Below are 17197 nucleotides of genomic sequence, written 5' to 3' on the forward strand. Positions count from 1 at the left end.
GTGCCGTCAGCTCCCGTGCAAGCGATACAAATACTCGTGCGCGGTGGGCAGGGTCTCCAGGAGGGTGCGTTGCTGGCGTTGGACCGTGTCGAAGAGGGGCTGGGCGGCCGCGACCGATTCCGGGCTGTGGGCCAGGAGCGGAAGGGGGGCGTTCGGGAGGACGCCCAGGCCAGTGAGGATGCTGTAGTAGCCGGCGTCGGTGCACAGGCCGTCGCTGTCCGTGCCCGGTGGTCCGTAGTACGCCGGCTCCTCCGTGAGCGGTGAACCGGTGCCGAGTCCGGCACGGTAGGACGCGAGTTGCTCTTGCAGGCGGGGGGAGAGCGGCAGTTGGCCGGTGGACTGCCAGAACGGGGTGTCCGATCGCGGTGCGCAGACCACGTGCGCCTGTACGAAGTCGCGGACCCCGTGGTACACGTCTTCGGTCTCCCGGTTGAAGCGGTCGCTGTGCGCCGGGTTGAACGTACGGTCCGGGAAGTACGCGGCCAGCCGGTGCAGCGCCGTGATGACCAAGTGGACGCCTGCGGGTTCCAGGGGCGGCAGAAAGCACGCCGACGCCCCGATGGCGACCACGTTCTTCACCCATGAACGGCGTGTGTGGCCGGCCCGGAACCGGGCGGTGGTCACCTGTGTGTTCGCCGGGTCGAGGCCCCACAGGGCGCACAGGTCGTCCATGGCCTGCTGCCGGGTCGTGAATTCGCCGCTGTACACATGGCCGGTCACGAAACGGCCGCGCAGCGGGATCTTCCAGGCCCAGCCGGCGGGCATGGCGAGGACCGAGGTGTACGGTTCGACGCCGTTCGCGCTGTCGTCATGGGGGACGACGGTGGTGATGGAGCTGTCGCACGGCAGTTGGTCGCCGACGCCGATGAACGGCTCTCCCATGACCTCGTTGATCAGTGCCCCGCGGAATCCCGAGCAGTCCACGAAGAGGTCGCCCTCCAGCATGTGCCCGGCCGGGGTGCGCAGCGCCGTCACATGGCCGCGTTCGTCCCGGACGGCCTCGACACCGGCCAGGTCGCTCTCGACCAGGGCGGCCCCCTGTTTCTCGATGGCGTGGCGCCGCAGAAAGGCGCTGGCCAGCCCGGTGTCGAACTGCCAGGCGTACCGGGTCGCCGGGCGCCCGTCGAGCCACCTCGGGGATTTCTTGGCGTCCATCAGGGGAGGCTCGCGGAAGCACGCGTAGTCGAAGGGTTCGGTGCTCGTTCCTTCGTGGCGGCGCTTGAACCAGTAGTGCGACAGGGGGACCCGGTCGTAGTGGGGCAGCAAGCCGAACGGATGGCTGAAGTGGTCCCGCCCGCCGTCCGGCAGTGTCCTGGCCGTCGCTTCCGCGCCGCCGCCCGTACGCCAGTTGACGAACCGTACGGCCATGCCGAAGGTGGCGTGGCACTCGCGCATCCACTCGTCCTCGTTGATGCCGAGGTAGTCGAAGAACAGCTCCCGGAAGGGGGGCAGACTGGTCTGGCCCGCCGCGTTCGTGATGTCCCGCGACGGGTCCGCCGCCGGATCCTCCAGGACGGTGATGCTCACCGTCCTCTGCAGGGCCTTCCCGAGGAAGGCGGCAGTCATCCAGCCCGCCAGGCCTCCGCCGAGGACGACGACCTTGCGAACGAGTAACTCCTTGTCAGCCATGGGCAGGGCTCTCTTCCAGGACGGGTGAGCGGAGCGGGGAGCCTGTCCAGGGTTCCGGACGCGGCTATACGGAATCTTTAACCGTGTTCCGCGCGAGGCGGCTATGGGGCCCGTATAGATGATTCGGGCAGCCTGCCGTAGCTGAGAGCGACCGGTGACCGGTGACCGGTCACTGGTCACTGGTCACTGGTCACTGGCGACTGGTGACCGGGGACGGCGATCGCAGAACCGATCACAACGCTGCACCGACAAGGAGACCGTACTGTGCTGATCATCGGCCATGGCGAGGTGCGTGGCGTCCTCGACGGCAAGGAGCAGGAGATCCTGGCCCTCGTGGCGGACGCCTACCGGCTTCACGACGAGGGGCGCACCGCCCTGCCCCACTCCGTTTTCCTCCGTTTCCCCGGAGATGACCGCAACCGCGTCATCGGCCTGCCGGCCTATCTGGGCGGCGACCACCAGGTCGCTGGCATGAAGTGGATCGCGAGCTTTCCCGGCAATCTGGAGCAGGGCAAGGAGCGAGCCAGCGCCGGCATCGTCCTCAACTCGATGACGGACGGCCGCCCTGAGGCCTTCATCGAGGCCTCGCTGATCTCCGCCCGGCGCACCGGTGCCTCCGCCGCGCTCGCCGCCGGACTGCTCGGAACCGAGAGGGAGCCGCGTGGGATGTCCTTCATCGGGCTGGGCCCGATCAACCTGGAGGTGCTCCGCTTCAGCAAGGCGCGGTTGCCCTCACTGACCGACCTCTGCCTGTACGACCTCGACCCGGCGCGGGTCGCCTCGTTCGCCGAAGAGGCCCGCAGCATCGTGCCCGGCGTGACGGTCACCACGGCGGCGGCCCCCGAGGAGGCGCTGTCCGCCCACCGGCTGGTGTCCCTTGCCACCACCGCGTCCAGCCCGCACCTCGGCCTTGCCGCCACCCGTCCGGGCACCACGGTGCTGCATGTGTCGCTGCGCGACCTGACCGTCGAGGCGGTACTCGGCGCGCAGAACGTCGTGGACGACGCCGACCACGTGTGCCGTGAGCGCACCTCGCTCCATCTCGCCGAACAGGCCACCGGTGGGCGGGAGTTCGTCGACGCGCCGATCGGGGCGCTGCTGCGCGGCTCCACCGATTTCGTACGCGATCCCGAACGGGTCCTGGTCTACTCGCCGTTCGGGCTGGGGGTGCTCGATCTGGCGCTGGCGCACTGGGTGCGGCGGCGGGCCGAGGAAACGGGAACGGGCACCCGGATCGAGGGATTCCTGCCCGGATCCGCCCGGCTGTCCTCCTCCGCCCCGGCCACGTCGGCCGCGGCCGTGGCCGACGCGAGCGTCTGACTTCCGCATCCATCTGAAGTCCGCGAGTGTCCGGTTTCCGGAGGCCCCTGGTTTCCGCGGGCCCGTGACGTCCAGTGAGCGTCTGCCGTCCGCAAGCCTCTGACGTCCGCGAGCCTCGGACCTCCGTAGGCCTCTGAGGTCCGCGAGCCTCGGACCTCCGCAGGCCCCTGACGTCCGCGGATCGCTGACATCCGCCCACCGCTTTGATCACGCGGCGACCCTGGTTCCCGGCCAGGGCCGCCGCTTTGTCGTGGCGGCTGGGGGCGGCTCTGCCGGATGAAATCAATTCAAAACCGCACCCCCGTACTTTCGTGGAGGGTGAGAGGGAGCCCGCGTGGTTCCACCTGTCCCCACCTCCCCCTACGAAAGACAGAGGCGTATGAGCAACGACGCAGTCCAGCTCAGGTCGGTGACAAAGACCTATGGGACGGGCGACCGGGCCGTCACCGCCCTCCAGGAGGTCTCGCTCACCCTGCCCCGAGGGTCGTTCACCGCCGTGATGGGCCCCTCCGGATCCGGCAAGTCCACCCTCCTGCAGTGCGCGGCGGGCCTCGACCGGGCCGACTCCGGCAGTGTGCTGCTGGGTGACACCGAGCTGACGGGACTCTCCGAAAAGGCGCTGACCCTGCTCCGCCGGAACCGGATCGGCTTTGTGTTCCAGGCATTCAATCTGTTACCGATGCTCACGGCCGAGCAGAACGTGATGCTGCCGCTCCGGCTCGCGCGGCGCCGGCCCGGCCGGAACGAGGTGCGCGAGGCGCTGGACCGGGTCGGGCTCGGTGACCGCGCCGGGCACCGGCCCTCGGAGCTGTCCGGCGGGCAGCAGCAGCGGGTCGCGCTGGCCCGGGCCCTGATCACCCGCCCCGAGGTGCTCTTCGGCGACGAACCCACCGGTGCCCTGGACTCCACGACGGGCCGTCAGGTGCTGACTCTGTTGAGAGAGCTGACCGACCGTGAGCAGCAGACCGTGGTCATGGTCACCCACGATCCGGTCGCCGCCTCGTACGCGGACCGTGCGGTCTTCCTCGCCGACGGCCGTATCTGCGGCGAACTGCTCCGCCCGACCGCCCAGGACATCGCCGAGCGGATGACGAAGCTGGAGGAGGCTCCGTGCTGAGCATCGGTCTGAGCGGGTTGCGCAACCGCTGGACGCACTTCGTCGGCGCGTTCCTGGCCGTGGCGCTCGGTGCGGGGCTCACAGTCTCCATGGGGCTCGCGCTCGCCGCGACCTCCGGCGCGCCGCAGAGCCTGAAGGACCAGGACCCGGACGCCGTGTTCCGGGTGAACGCCATGCTCGCCACGGCGGCCACCGTCACCACCTTCACCTCCGTCTTCGTCGTCGCCTCCACGTTCGCCTTCTCGGTGGCGCAGCGGCGGCGTGAGTTCGGGCTGCTGCGCACCGCCGGGGCGACGCCCGGTCAGGTCCGGGCCGCCGTGGTGACCGAGGCAGGGCTGGTCGGTGCGTCGGCCGCGCTGGTCGGTTGTCTGCTGGGGCGGCTGGGCGGTTCCGAGCTGGTGGGCTGGATGGTCGACGAGCGTCTCGCGCCCGCCTGGCTGACCGTGGGCGACCAGTGGTGGCCGTATCAACTGGGCTTCTGGTCAGGGCTGTTGGTCGCGGTCGTCGGGGCGCTCGCCGCCTCCCGCCGGGCCTCGCACACCAGTGCCGTCGAGGTGTTGCGCGAGTCCGATGTGGACCGGCGCGTCATGACCGGCGGGCGGTGGGCGTTCGGTGGGCTGCTGCTCGCGATCGGTTTGGCGCTGCTGGCCGGCAAGGTCGCCGCGGACCCCGCCGACCTGCTCAAACGCAAGACCTACACCACCCAGCCGCTGCTTCTGATCGGTGCGTTCGCGCTGCTAGCGCCTGTCGCGGTACGGCCGCTGGTGCGGCTGGCCGGCTGGCTGCCCTCCCGGCTCCCGGGCGCCTCCGGGATGCTCGTACGGGAGAGCGCGACGGGCAGCGTACGGCGTACCGCTGCCGTGGCCGCGCCCGTACTGGTCTCCGTGGCGCTCGTCGGCTCGCTGCTCGGCGCGACCGCCACGGTCGGAGCCGGACGCGCGGACGAGATCCGCGACCGTACGAACGCCGATTTCGTCGTCACCGCGGACAGCGGCGGGCGGGGGCTTTCGGGTGCGGCACTGGACGCGGTCCGTGCGGTGCCCGGCACCCGGTCGGCGGTCTCCGCCCCGACCGTGGTCGAGTACCTGGTGGAAGGTGTCGCGCGGGTCCCCGACCCCGGACGCGCGGTCGACCCGGCCACTTTCGCGGGCCTCGCGAGGCTGCCGTTGGTCGAGGGTTCCCTGGACAAGCTGGACGACCGGTCCATCGTGGTCAACGAGGAGTGGGGCGCGTCGGTCGGCGGACCGGTCGACATCTGGCGGGAGGACGGTTCGAAGGTCCGGCTGACCGTCGCCGCCGTGCTGCGTACCGGAACCGGCTCCAACGGCGTGTATGTCACGGCCGCCAACGCGCCCGGGGCCACGCCGGACCGTGTCGAGGTGAGGCTCAAGGGCGGTGCCGACCGGGCCGCCGTCGCCGCGGGGTTGCGCGAGGCGGTACGGGGGGCCGGCGCCACCGTCGCCACGACCGAGCAGTGGATCGCGGCCTCGCAGCCCGACACCAAGCGGGAGAACCGGCTCGCCGTGATCATGGTGATCGGCCTGGTGGTCCTCTACGCGCTGATCGCTCTGGCCGGGACGATGGTGATGGCCACGTCCGACCGGATGCGTGACCTGGCCGTACTGCGTCTCACCGGCGCCACCCGGGGCCAGGTCCTCAGGGTGGTGGCGCTGGAGGCCGTGACCGTGGTCGCCGTGGGCTCCGTGCTCGGCGTCCTGGTCAGCGGCGTCAACGTACTCGGCGTCTGGTCCGCCGTCTCCGTCCTGGTGGGCGGAGCCGCACCCCTGTCGGTGCCCTGGGCGGCCATCGCGATCGCCGCGGCGGCGTGCCTGGTGGTCGCGGTGCCGGCGGCGGTGGGGGCGGCCGCGGTGCTGGTTCGGCGGGGGACGGGTGCACGGCCTTCGGTGTGACGGGTCGGTTCGTACGGCGCCGCGGCCGGGTCGGGTTCTCCCGGTCGCGGCGCTGTACAGGGTCTCGTGCCGGCGCGTATCTGGGCCTCCGTGGTGCCTGCCCCGAGGTGGGGCGCCACCACGAGGTCGGGGCAGTTCGAAGAGAGGGGAGAGGGGAGAGGGGAGAGGGGAGTCGACGCAGGGCTCGGCCGGGAACACATCGAGCCCTGCGCCGGCCACCCGACCCGGCCCTCTTTCCGTGCCGCGTACAGCTCGTTCTCGTCGATGACGCCGCCGCGGGCGGCGTCGACGATCCGCACTCCGGGCTTTGCGCGGGGTCAGGAGGCGCAGGCCGCGTCCAGCCGCTCGCCGGCCTGCTCCAGCTTGCTCATCGTTTTCAGCAGGCCGCCGTCCTGCCCCGTGCTCGGCCGGGAGTGGCGTGCCCCGGCGGCGTACTCGTCGTAGACGTCGGCGAACTCAGCCAGTGCTGTGCGGACTTGGTTGTCGGTGGCGCGTTTTCCCGCCTCGCGCAGTTCCGCGGCGAGATCCTCGGCGTCGCGGGCGACCGACTCCGGATCCTTCTCCAGATCGTCCTGGCTGTCGGCGAACCTGTCCGCGGAGGCGATGGTGCGCCCGCAGGGGTACGGCTGCCCCGTGGTCCCCGCCGACTCGGTGGTGCTCTTGCAGCCGACGGCGGCGAGTGCCGCCAGTGGAACGAGCAGGACGGCGGCCATGGCACGGAGCGACCGGTGCGACCGGTGCGACCGGTGCGGCGGGTGGGACGGCGATGACGACGGCGACGACGGCGATGACGGCGATGACGGCGATGACGGCGATGACGGCGATGACGGCGATGACGAGGTACGCATGCGGAAGCCTTTCCTCGGGAGGGGCGGGTGGAGCACGAGAGGAATCACGGGTGCCAGGTGGTTCCCGGCCCGGGCCGGCCCGGGCCGGAGACCACCTGACAAGGGATCAGTAGCCGCCCCACTGGACGAGCATCCGGTCGCGCTCCGCCTGAGACACCAGTTCCACGGAGCCGACGGGCCGCTCGGGGTCCTCGGCCATCGTGCGCAGCGCCCGGACCAGCCGCACCAGGAAGGACTGCGCTTCCGCCTCCCCGTACACGTCCGGCCGGTAGCCCAGCCGCAGCTCCAGCCTGGTTCCGGCCGGGACCGCGATAAGCCGCAGCGGGTAGTGGGTGGCGTCGTCGACGGAGAGATGTACGAGGCGGGGCCCGTGCAGCGCGTCGGCCATGGCTTGGGTGTCCAGTGGGTAGTTGACCAGCATCGTGGTGGTGTCGAAGAGCTGGCGGGCGCCCGCCAGCCGCTGTACCCGCGACAGCCCGAGGTGGTGGTGCGGCATCAGGGCGACCTGTTCCCCCTGGAGGCGGGTGAGCAGTGAGTGCAGCGGTTCGGCACCGTCCAGACGTACCCGTACCGGCAGGGTGTTGCAGAGCATGCCGATCATCCGCTCGACGCCCGGCACCTCCGGCGGACGGCCGGAGACCGTCTGCCCGAAGATGACGTCCTCCCGGCCGGCCGCCTGGGCCAGGACCAGCCCCCAGGCCGCCTGGTACTGGGTGTTGAGTGTGACGCCGTAGCGGCGGCCCTGTTCGCTCAGGCCGGCGACGACGTCGGCCGGTACGTCGAGCGTTGTCTGCCGCTGTGGCACCGGGGGCCGGTCGGCTGCCGCCGGGGCGATCAGCGTGGGGCCCTGGCAGTCGGCCAGCAGAGTCGCCCAGGCCTCCTCCGCGGCCTGCTGGTCCTGAGCCCGCAGCCACGCCAGGAACGCGGTGTAGGGAGCGACCGGCGGCAGCGCGGCCGGGTCCCCGGTCCACAGCGTGAACAGTTCATGCGCCGCGACCGGCAACGACCAGCCGTCCCACGCGATGTGATGGGTGTTCAACAGCAGCCGGTGCCGGTCCGGAGCCAGCCGGATCAGCGTGAAGCGCAGCAGCGGCGGCCGCTCCAGAGCGAAGCCGCGGGCACGCTCCCGCCGGGCCAGTTCCAGGGCGGCGTCCTCCCGCTCCGCCTCGGGCAGCCCGCTGAGATCGGCCTCCTGCCAGGGGAGCACCACCTTCTCGTGCAGCACCTGTACCGGGGCGGTGAGACCCTCGTGGCGGAAGCCGGCCCGCAGGTTGGGGTGGCGGTCCAGGAAGGCCTGTCCGGCGGTCCGCAGCGCGGCAGCATCCACCGGGCCCTCGAAGTCGAAGGCGACCTGGGTGTTGTACGTGTCGCCGTCGGCCGAAGCCTCCTGGAGCGAGTGGAAGAGGAAACCCTCCTGGAGCGAGGTCAGCGGCAGTACGTCGGCCAGGCCGGGATCGGTGGCCTCCAGCAGCTCGATCTCCTCCTGGGTGAGGTCGGCCAGCGGCAGGTCGGACGGGGTGCGTCCGGCGTTCTGGGGACTGGTGGCGGACCGGGCGAGGCCCCGCAGCGCCTCCACCCACAGCCCGGACAGCCCGGTCAGCTCCGCCTCGCTCAGCACTCCTGTGGGGGCAGCCCACTCCGCGTGGAGCTCATGGCCCTCGGCGGTGTCCCGCGCGACCACGTTGATCTCCAGGGCGTAGACCGCGGGCATGTCGGGATCGGCGCCGCCGGGGAGCGTGTCCAGCGGCAGCGGCTGCCACGGGCCCGCGTCGGTGCCGCCCAGCCGTCCCAGGTAGTTGAAGAGGATGCCGGGACTCGGCAGTGCGGCCAGGCGTTCCCTGGCCTCGGGGTCGAAGTGGCGCAGCGGGCCATGCCCGAGACCGTCGCCGGGGACGGCGCGCAACTGCTCCTTGACGGCCTTGACCGCCGTGGCGGCGCCGCGTCCCCCGCCGGTGATCTGCGGCCACTGGGCGGTGCCGGGCGCGAGACGCACCGGGTGGACGGCGGTGAACCAGCCGACCGTACGGGTCAGATCGGTACCGTCGTCGGTGTCGCCGCTGCCGCGCCCGTGCCGCTCCAGGTCGATCAGGACCGGGGTGTCGGGGGCCGCTTCCGAGCGACGCCGCCGCCACTCGGTCACGGCAAGCGCCAGCCCGGTCAGCAGGAGGTCGTCCACCTGGCCGTGGAAGGCCGCGGGGGCCGGGCCCAGCAGCGCCGCTGTGACCGCCGCCGGTACGGTCGCCCGGATCCGGTGCGTGGTCGCCGCGGTGTCGGTCGCCGGGTCGGGCGGGCGGCTGCCGAGGACGGGCTGCGGCAGATCGGACAGCGCTTGCCAGGCGGGCAGTTCGGCCCGCCAGTGTCCCTGCTCCGCCCGGCGCACCAGCCGGTTCGCCCAGCTGCGGTACGAGGTCCCCACCGGAGGCAGCTGCGGGGTGCGGCCCGCGGCCAGGGCCTCGTACGCCGCCTGGAGATCGGGCAGCAGGATCCGCCAGGACACGCCGTCGACCACCAGGTGGTGGATGGCCAGCAGCAGGCGGCTCGCGCGGTCCGGACCGGCGTCGAACCAGACCGCACGCACCATGGTCCCGGCCTCCGGGTCGAGCCCGTCCCGGGCGCGCTCGGCGGCGTCGTGCACCAGGGCGTCCAGCGCGTCCCCGTGGAGTCCGGCGGCATCCACCCGTACGAGCAGCTCCGGGTCCCGGGCCGTGGCAGCGGCCGGGGGGACCAGCAGGCGGCCGGTGTCCGTCTCCAGCCGTGCCCGCAGGGCGTCGTGGTGGTCCATGAGGGCGTGCAGAGCCGACCGCAGCAGTGCGCCGTCCACACCCTCCGGCAGCGCGACGGGCACCGCCTGGTGGAAGCGCCGCCAGGCGCCGCGGCCGAGGAAGTCCCTGGCCACGGGAGGCAGTGCCACCGGCCCGAGCGCGGCACGGTCGGGTTCCGTCGGGCCCTCGCCGGGACGGCTCTCCGTCCGCGCGGCGGCGGCCAGTGCCGCGACCGTACGCAGCCGGAACACATCCGCCGGGGTGAAGCGCAGCCCACGCTCGCGGGCCCGGGCCACCAGCTGGATCGCCATGATGCTGTCGCCGCCGTGGTCGAAGAACGACCCTTCGGCGGGCATCCGTCCGACGCCCAGGATCTCCTGGAACAGGCCGGCCAGGATCTCCTCCCGCTCTCCGGCCGGGATACGGCCGCCGGTGTCCTCCGCCGCGAAGTCGGGTGCGGGCAGCGCGGCCCGGTCGACCTTCCCGTTCGGGGTGAGGGGCAGCGCCTCCATGATCATGACGATGGCGGGGACCATGTACGCGGGCAGCGTCCGCGCCACATGGGCGCGCAGGTCCGCCGCGTTCAGCCGGCCGGCCGGCACGTCCGCCGCGGGGGCGGCGTACGCGACGAGGCGGCGGCTGCCCGGCCGGTCCTCGCGGGCGACCACCACGGCCTGCGCCACGTCCAGGTGGCCGGCGAGGACGCTTTCGATCTCACCGGGTTCGACGCGGTGACCGCGGATCTTCACCTGGTGGTCGGTGCGGCCGTGATAGGCGAGCGTTCCGTCCGGCAGCCACCGCACCAGGTCGCCGGTGCGGTACATCCGCTCCCCGGGCGGGCCGAAGGGACACGGCAGGAAGCGGTCGGCGGTCAGAGCGGGCCGGTCCTTGTAGCCGCGTGCCAGGCCGGCGCCCGCCGCGTACAGCTCCCCGGGGACGCCGGGCGGCACCGGCCGCAGCTCCTCGTCGAGCACGTACACCCGGGTGTTGACGATGGGCCGGCCGATAGGAGGGGTGATCGTCCCGCTCAGGGGTTCGCTCATCGTTGTGCACACGGTGGTTTCGGTGGGCCCGTAGCCGTTGAGCATCCGGTGGGTGCCCGACCAGCGGCCGACCAGTGAGGGCGGGCAGGCCTCACCCGCCACCAGCAGTGTCTCGACGCCGGGCAGGCAGCCTTCGGGGAGTACGGAGAGCGCGGCGGGCGGCAGGGTGAGATGGGTGACGCCGTGCCGTGCGACGACATCGATCAGTCCGTCGCCGGGAAGCAGTTGTCCGGCGTCGGCGAAGACCAGACGGCAGCCGTTGAGCACCGACGCGCACACCTCGAAGGTCGCGGCGTCGAAGCTCGGTGAGGCGAACTGGAGCACCCGGCTGTCCGGCCGCAGCGCCATGTTCTCCCGCTCGGTCGTGACCAGGCTGGCCAGGCCCTGGTGGGTGACGAGGACTCCCTTGGGCCGCCCGGTGCTGCCGGAGGTGTAGATGAGGTACGCGGAATGCTCCAGGCGAAGCGGGGCGAGCCGGTCCGCGTCCGTCAGGTCGGCGTCTCCGTGACTCGCGAGCGCGGCACGGGTCCGCGGGTCGTCCAGGACGAGCCGGCTGACATCTCCGGGCACGACGGCCGTGGTGGCCGTGGTGGTCACCGCGCACACGGGACGCGCGTCCTCGAACATGTAGGCGATGCGCTCGGCCGGATAGCCGGCGTCCACGGAGAGATAGGCGCCCCCTGCCTTGGTGACACCCAGCAGCGCGATCAGCCAGTCCACCGAGCGGGGCAGCACCAGCGCGACGGTCTTCTCCGGACCGACCCCGGCCGCGATCAGCCGGCGGGCGAGCCGGTTGGCCTCCGCGTTCAGGTCGGCGAACGTCAGGGTGCGGCCGTCCTCCGCGGCGGCGATCCGGTCGGGGCTCTCGGCGGCCCGCGCCTCGAAGAGCGCGGCCATGGTGGCCGGTCCGACCTCGCGGGCCGTGTCGTTCCACACGGTGAGCAGCGTCCGCCGTTCCTCGGCCGACACCAGCGGAAGGGCCCCGACCGGTTGCCCGGGGTCGTCCTGCAGCGCCTGGAGGAAGGCGAGGAAGCGGTCCTGGTACGACGCCACATCGGCGTCCGAGTACTGCTCGGGGTCCGCGTCCACGTCGATGCGCAGCCCCTGGCCGTCTCCACGCTCGTACACGCCGAAGGCGAGTCCGTCGACCGGGCCGAGCGACAGGTTGTGCGCGGACGCCCGGTGCCCGGCGAACGACAACCGGTAGTCGAAGGACATGATGTTGAGGACCGGTCCGATCAGTCCCATGTCGGTACCGGTCACGCCGAGTTCGCGGCGCAGTTCCTCGTACCGGCACATCTGGTGCCGCACCAGGGTCCGCACCTGCCGGGAGGTGTGCCGCACCAGCGCTCTGAGGTCATGTTCCGGGTCGACCTCGATGTGCAGCGGGAGCACCGTGGAGGCGAAGCACGGGGTGCGGCGGGCCGCGGCTCCGGTGCGGCCGGTGACCGGCAGGCCGAGGACGACATCGCGCTGCCCGGTCATCCGGGACAGGAAGGCGGCGGTGGCGGCGATCAGCAGGACCGGCCAGGGGCTGCGGGCCGTGCGCGCCGTCTCGGCGAGCCGGTCGGTCTGCTCCTGTGTCAGCCGCCGGGTCGTGCGGATGAAGGCGGGTGCGCCGGCGGCCAGTTCCGCCGGGCCGGGGGTGCCCTGCGGTGTGCCGGGCAGCGGTACCGGCGACGGCATGGACGCGAGTTGCTCCGCCCAGTGCGCGCGGTCCTGCTCGCCCTGGGCGGAGGTCCGGTACTCCGCGTCCTCCGCCAGCACCTCGGCCAGCGGCCGGAAGTCGCAGGGCTCCGGTTCGCGGCCCTCCGCCAGGCTCGTGTAGAGCTCGGCCACCCGCCGGGAGATGAGCCAGGACGACACCCCGTCGATGACCAGGTGGTGGAAGCGCTGGGAGTAGAGGAACCGGTCCTCGGCGAGCTTCATCAGGGCGAAGGTGGTCAGCCCGCCCTCGTCCAGCCGTACGGGGCGGTTCAGATCGGCCCGCATCCAGGCGAGCGCGGCGGCCTCCGGATCGGCCTCGCCGGTGAGATCGACGTAGGGAAGCGGCGGCAGCTCGTCGTCGAGGTACTGCCAGAGCCCGTCGGCCTCCTCGGCGATGGTCCGCACCCGCAGTGTCTCGGTCTCCCGCAGCAGAAGGTGCCAGGCCTGCTCCATGAGGGCCCGGTCCACCGGTCCGTCTATGACGAGGTACTCGCCCACGTTGTAACGGCGGCCGGTCTCGTCGAGCTGGTGGGCGAACCACAGCGCGGTCTGGGCCGCGGACAGCGGCAGCCGCGACGGACGTACGGAGGGCGGCGTGTCAGGCATGAGTGTCTCCAACGGGGTCGATGCCGAGCCGCCTCGCCAGGAACTCCATCAGCCGGCGGGGCTGCGATTCGAGGTAGAAGTGGCCGCCGGGGAAGGTGTGCGTCTCCGTCCCGGCGGCGGTGTGACGGGCCCAGAGCAGGGCGTCGCGCTCGGTGAACGCGGCGTCGTCGGCTCCGTTGATCACAGTGAGCGGGCAGGTCAGCGGCGCCCCCGGCACAAAGCGGTAGCCCGCGAGGAGCGCGAAGTCGCCGCGCAGGGTGGGCAGGGTCAGCTCCCGCAGGTCGGCGTCCTCCAGGAGGGCCGCGCCGATGCCTCCGAGTCCTCGTACGTACTCCATCACCGTCGTGTCGTCGGGGAACACCATCCGGTCCCGGAGGTCCACCTGGGGAGCCTTGCGGGCGGAGGCGAACAGCCGGGTCACGGCGGCCGGGTACCGGCGGCGCAGCAGCCGGGCCGTCTCGAAGGCCACGGTGGCGCCCATGCTGTGTCCGAAGAACGCGACCGGCCGGTCCAGCCAGGTCTCCATCGCGCCGGCGATGTCCCCGACCATGGCGGACATCTCGGTGAGCGGCGGTTCGCCGAAGCGGTCCTGCCGCCCCGGGTACTGGACGGCGGTGACCTCGATCTCCGGGGGCGCCAGGGCGGCGAGCTCCCGGAAGGCGCTCGCGCCGCCGCCCGCGTGCGGGAAACAGAACAGCCGCAGCCGGGCTGTGCTGTGGGGTACGAACGTGCGGAACCAGACGGATGCCGCGGGGCTCTTGAGTACCTGCACGGGTCAGCCCTCCGAGGCCGGGGCGCGGGTCCCGGCGGGCGAGTACGGCTCGGCCATCGCCACGGCGATCCGGCGTGGCCCGGTGAACGGCTCACGACCGTGCCCGGCCAGCATGTTGTCCACCACCAGCACGTCGTGGTGCCGCCAGTCGAAGCGGACCGTCGCCCGCCGGTAGCACGACCGCAGATGGTCCGTCACGTCGTCGGGGATACGGCCGCCGTCGCCGTAGTACGTGTTGCTCGGCAGGTCCTCCTCGCCGAACAGCTCCAGCAGGCCCTCCCGCACCTCGGCCGGGAGCGTGGTGTGGTGGAAGAAGGTGATGTGGTTGAACCACACCGGCTCGCCCGTTTCGGGGTGGCGGTGCACCGCGTCCCGTATCGCGCGCGTCCGCATTCCGCCGTCGGGCTTCCACTCCAGCCGCAGGTCCTTCGCCGCGGCGTGCCGCTCCACCTGGGAGCGGTCCGCGGTGTTGAAGACGCTCTCCCACTGGATGCCGAAGCCGGGGTGGAAGGTGCGGACCGCCATCCAGCGGCGGCGGACGAACTCCTCGCGGACCGCCGGGTCGATCAGCTCGTACACCCGGCGGACGTCGGCGAGCGGGGTGGCGCCGAGGGTGTCCGGTTCGCGGTCGCAGAAGAAGTACAGCAGCCGGGGCCAGGCCGACTGGTAGGAGTTCTCGTTGTGGATGAAGATCTCCTCGTCCGGTGGATAGTCGGTCGAGGTGTAGACGTTGCCCTTGATCGTCGAGCGCGGCGAGGACCGTTCGGAGTAGGTCAGCGGGGTCCCGGACAGCGCCCGTACGGTGGCGTCGAAGCCGTCCACGCCGTCCACCGGGAAACCTCTCAGCAGGACCGCGCCGTGGTCGCGCAGGGCCTGGCGGATCCGGGGCTGCTCGGCGGCGGCGAACTCGGCGGCGCCGGCGTGCGTACCGTCGTACTCGATCACGAGCGGGAGGGCAGCCGTCTCGGTGAGCGTGGCGGGGGCGGTGAGCGTGGCCGTCTCGGTGGACGTGGACGTGGACGTGGACGTGGACGTGGACGTGGGCGTGGCCGGGGCGGTGAGCGGAGGGGTCGTCATGAGGTCGCGTCCTCTTCCTTGTTGTTCTCGTGAGTGGTCTTTGCCTGGCCGGCGCTGAGGTCGTCCCGTCCGGCCGACCGGATCGCCGGGCTCACCGCGGCGCCGACCGCCAGCAGGGCCATCGCCCCGGACGCGGCCAGGACGGTCGCGGAGGTGGACAGGACGGTCAGCAGCAGTCCGCCCAGCAGTGCCCCGGCGGAGTTCATCCCGGAGGCCATGAGCATGAACACGCTGCTCACCCGGCCCTGCATCTCGTCCGGTGTGATCCGCATCTGGTGCACTCCCGCGCCGACGTTCATCAGCGCTCCGGCGAAGGCCATGGCCCCGCACAGCCCGCCCAGCGCGAGCGGTTCGCCGACGAAGGCCACGGGCGCCATGAGCACCGCCCACAGGGCGAACGCCCCGATCACCACGGTGGAGGGGGCGAGTCGGCTCAGCCACCAGGAGGCGCTGAGCGCTCCGAGCGCGCCGCCGATGCCCTCCGCCACACCGAGCACGCCCAGCATGGCGGGGGAGTGCCCCTCCTGTTTGAAGATCAGCACCAGTGACAGGTTGAGGATCTGGAACAGCACGTTGCTGCCCGCCACCAGGGCGACGGCGGCCCGCATGAACCGCTGCCGCCACACCCAGGCGATGCCCTCCGCGACCTCCGCACGCAGGCCGCGCGGCGGTGCCACGCGTTCTTCCTGGAGCCGTCCGCGGACCAGCAGCAGGCTCACCAGCGCGAGGAGGTGGGCGCACGCGGTGACGCCGAAGGGCAGCCAGCGGGTCAGGGAGAACAGCACCGTGCCCGCCGGCTGGCCCAGCAGGCTCGCCGCCTGGCCGCGGGCCTCGTTCCGGGAGAGCGCGGCGGCCAGATGCTCCGGGTGCACCACGTTGCGTACTGCGGCCCGTTCGGACAGCCGGTAGAAGAGGAACGCCGTTCCCTCCACGAAGGCGGCGGCCATCACGTGCGGCACCGACAGATGCCCGAGTGCCAGGGCGGCGGCGACGCTGCCCATCGCGAGGATGCCCGCCACATCGCAGGCGATCATCACCAGGCGCCGGTCCCAGCGGTCCACCAGCGCCCCCGCCGGCAGTTGCAGCAGCAACTGCGGCAGCAGCGCGGCGAATCCGACCAGCCCGGCGCCGCTCACCGAGCCCTGCCAGATCATCAGCAGCGGATACGCGGCCTGTGCCGCCTGCACACCGAGCAGTGAGAGACCCGCGCCGGTCCACAGCAGCAGATAGTTCCGGTTGCGGCGCAGCGGCGGCGGGGCGGCGGACGCCTCAGGGGCCGTGTCGACGACGGTCATGCGGCCGGCACCCCGTTACGTGCGGCGCGCTCCCCGGCGGGAGCCCTCGCGGCCCCGGCCGTGGCGACGGGCGTGAAGACGGAGTTCGCCCCGGCCCGCGACCGGGGGCCGACGGAGGCGGATTCGGGCGCCGGCGCGGCCGCGGGCGCGCGGGTCACGCTCGCCGCGCAGTGCTCCAGTACTGCCATGGCACTGTGCATCTTGTTCTCGGCCTGCTGGAAGGCGATGCTGTGCGGCCCGTCGAGCACCTCCGCCGTGACCTCCTCGCCCCGGTGCGCGGGCAGGTCGTGCAGGAAGACCGCCCGGGGACTGCTCTTCCAGAGCGAGGCCGTCACCTGGAACGGCGCGAACACCGTGCGCCAGCCGGGGTCGGCCTTGCTGCTGCCGGTGGTCTGCCAGCGTGAGGTGTAGACGGCGTCGATGCCGGAGGGGAGGTCGTTCATGTCGTGCCGCTCGACGAGCGTGGCGCCGGACGCCGCCGCGTGGGCGAGGGCCCGGCGGCGGATGTCCTCCGTCAGCCCGTAGCCGGGCGGGGTGCGCAGTTCCAGCAGTGTTCCCGGGTAGCGGGTCAGGCCCAGCGCCAGCGCGGCGGCCGTGTTGTTGCCCTCCCCGACGTACAGCAGCCGCAGGCCCGCCACCCGTCCGAAGTGGCCGAGCAGGGTGGTGAGGTCGGTGAGTCCCTGGGTGGGGTGCTCCGCGGCGCTCATCGCGTTGACGACCGGCATCCGTGACTGGGCGGCCCAGCCGCGGAACTCGGCCTCGTCGCCCGCGGTTCTGGCGACGAGCAGGTCCAGCATCCCGGCGAAGACCCGGCCTGTGTCCTCGGTCGTCTCCCCGGTGTTCAGCTGGAGGTCGTCGGGTCCGTAGGTGACGATCTGCCCCCCGAGGCGGAGGGTGCCCGCGGAGAACGCGGTACGGGTACGGGTCGATGTCCTGCGGAAGTACACGCCGGCGATCAGACCGCTCAGGGGGCGGGCGTGGGCGGCGGTTCCGGCCGCGAAGGCCGCGCCGCGCTCCACGACCGCGTACAGCTCCGGGCCGGTGAGGTCGTCGAGTGAGATCAGGTGCCTGACTGACACAGTGCGCTCCAAGTCGGGTGGTTGAGTGGAGA

At 72.2% G+C, this 17197-nt stretch carries 10 protein-coding genes and 1 pseudogene; 3 read left to right on the forward strand and 8 right to left on the reverse strand.

Going from position 1 to position 17197, the window contains the following annotated elements; all coding sequences use genetic code 11:
* Positions 1-6 precede the first annotated feature (6 nt).
* Complete coding sequence (locus tag M2271_RS21180) at positions 7-1629, reverse strand: tryptophan 7-halogenase (protein ID WP_280888853.1); 1623 nt, start codon at positions 1627-1629, stop codon at positions 7-9.
* A 264-nt stretch (positions 1630-1893) separates the two neighbouring features.
* Here M2271_RS21180 and sbnB point away from each other — a divergent pair, with 264 nt between their 5' ends.
* The 3 genes from sbnB (at position 1894) to M2271_RS21195 (ending at position 5976) form a co-directional block, all read left to right on the forward strand.
* Positions 1894-2949, forward strand: coding sequence for a 2,3-diaminopropionate biosynthesis protein SbnB (sbnB, locus tag M2271_RS21185; RefSeq protein ID WP_280888854.1), 1056 nt, complete (start codon positions 1894-1896; stop codon positions 2947-2949).
* Between the two features lie 379 nt (positions 2950-3328).
* Positions 3329-4066 (forward strand): ABC transporter ATP-binding protein, encoded by a 738-nt coding sequence (locus M2271_RS21190; protein WP_280888855.1) that lies wholly within the window; start codon positions 3329-3331, stop codon positions 4064-4066.
* Positions 4060-5976 carry an ABC transporter permease gene (locus M2271_RS21195; protein ID WP_280888856.1) on the forward strand — a complete coding sequence of 639 codons (1917 nt, stop codon included), beginning with the start codon at positions 4060-4062 and terminating at the stop codon, positions 5974-5976. Before M2271_RS21190 ends, M2271_RS21195 begins: the two co-directional genes overlap by 7 nt.
* Before the next feature lie 68 nt (positions 5977-6044).
* Here the strand turns inward: M2271_RS21195 and M2271_RS21200 are convergent.
* The 7 genes and pseudogenes from M2271_RS21200 to M2271_RS21230 form a co-directional block, all read right to left on the reverse strand.
* Positions 6045-6290, reverse strand: a pseudogene (locus M2271_RS21200) (NAD(P)-dependent oxidoreductase); the annotation flags it as partial.
* Between the two features lie 3 nt (positions 6291-6293).
* On the reverse strand, positions 6294-6689 hold the full coding sequence (locus tag M2271_RS21205; RefSeq protein ID WP_280888857.1) for a hypothetical protein: 396 nt from the start codon (positions 6687-6689) through the stop codon (positions 6294-6296).
* A 241-nt stretch (positions 6690-6930) separates the two neighbouring features.
* Entirely contained in the window at positions 6931-12942 is a 6012-nt protein-coding gene (locus tag M2271_RS21210; RefSeq protein WP_280888858.1) for a non-ribosomal peptide synthetase, read from the reverse strand.
* Entirely contained in the window at positions 12935-13714 is a 780-nt protein-coding gene (locus tag M2271_RS21215; protein ID WP_280888859.1) for an alpha/beta fold hydrolase, read from the reverse strand. Before M2271_RS21215 ends, M2271_RS21210 begins: the two co-directional genes overlap by 8 nt.
* 3 nt (positions 13715-13717) lie before the next feature.
* Positions 13718-14791, reverse strand: coding sequence for a TauD/TfdA family dioxygenase (locus M2271_RS21220; RefSeq protein WP_280888860.1), 1074 nt, complete (start codon positions 14789-14791; stop codon positions 13718-13720).
* Positions 14788-16086: an MFS transporter gene (locus M2271_RS21225; protein WP_280888861.1), complete on the reverse strand. Its 1299-nt coding sequence runs from the start codon at positions 16084-16086 to the stop codon at positions 14788-14790. Before M2271_RS21225 ends, M2271_RS21220 begins: the two co-directional genes overlap by 4 nt.
* Positions 16083-17165, reverse strand: coding sequence for an ornithine carbamoyltransferase (locus M2271_RS21230; protein ID WP_280888862.1), 1083 nt, complete (start codon positions 17163-17165; stop codon positions 16083-16085). Before M2271_RS21230 ends, M2271_RS21225 begins: the two co-directional genes overlap by 4 nt.
* Between the last annotated feature and the right edge of the window lie 32 nt (positions 17166-17197).

This window comes from Streptomyces sp. LBL (assembly GCF_029893585.1).
In the GTDB taxonomy this organism is placed as follows: domain Bacteria; phylum Actinomycetota; class Actinomycetes; order Streptomycetales; family Streptomycetaceae; genus Streptomyces.

Bases quoted from the DNA above. Each gene is read 5' to 3' on its own strand.
- M2271_RS21180 (WP_280888853.1), bottom strand. From the start codon at position 1,629: ATGGCTGACAAGGAGTTACTCGTTCGCAAGGTCGTCGTCCTCGGCGGA.
- M2271_RS21190 (WP_280888855.1), top strand. From the start codon at position 3,329: ATGAGCAACGACGCAGTCCAGCTCAGGTCGGTGACAAAGACCTATGGG.
- M2271_RS21205 (WP_280888857.1), bottom strand. From the start codon at position 6,689: ATGGCCGCCGTCCTGCTCGTTCCACTGGCGGCACTCGCCGCCGTCGGC.
- M2271_RS21210 (WP_280888858.1), bottom strand. From the start codon at position 12,942: ATGCCTGACACGCCGCCCTCCGTACGTCCGTCGCGGCTGCCGCTGTCC.
- M2271_RS21220 (WP_280888860.1), bottom strand. From the start codon at position 14,791: ATGACGACCCCTCCGCTCACCGCCCCGGCCACGCCCACGTCCACGTCC.
- M2271_RS21225 (WP_280888861.1), bottom strand. From the start codon at position 16,086: ATGACCGTCGTCGACACGGCCCCTGAGGCGTCCGCCGCCCCGCCGCCG.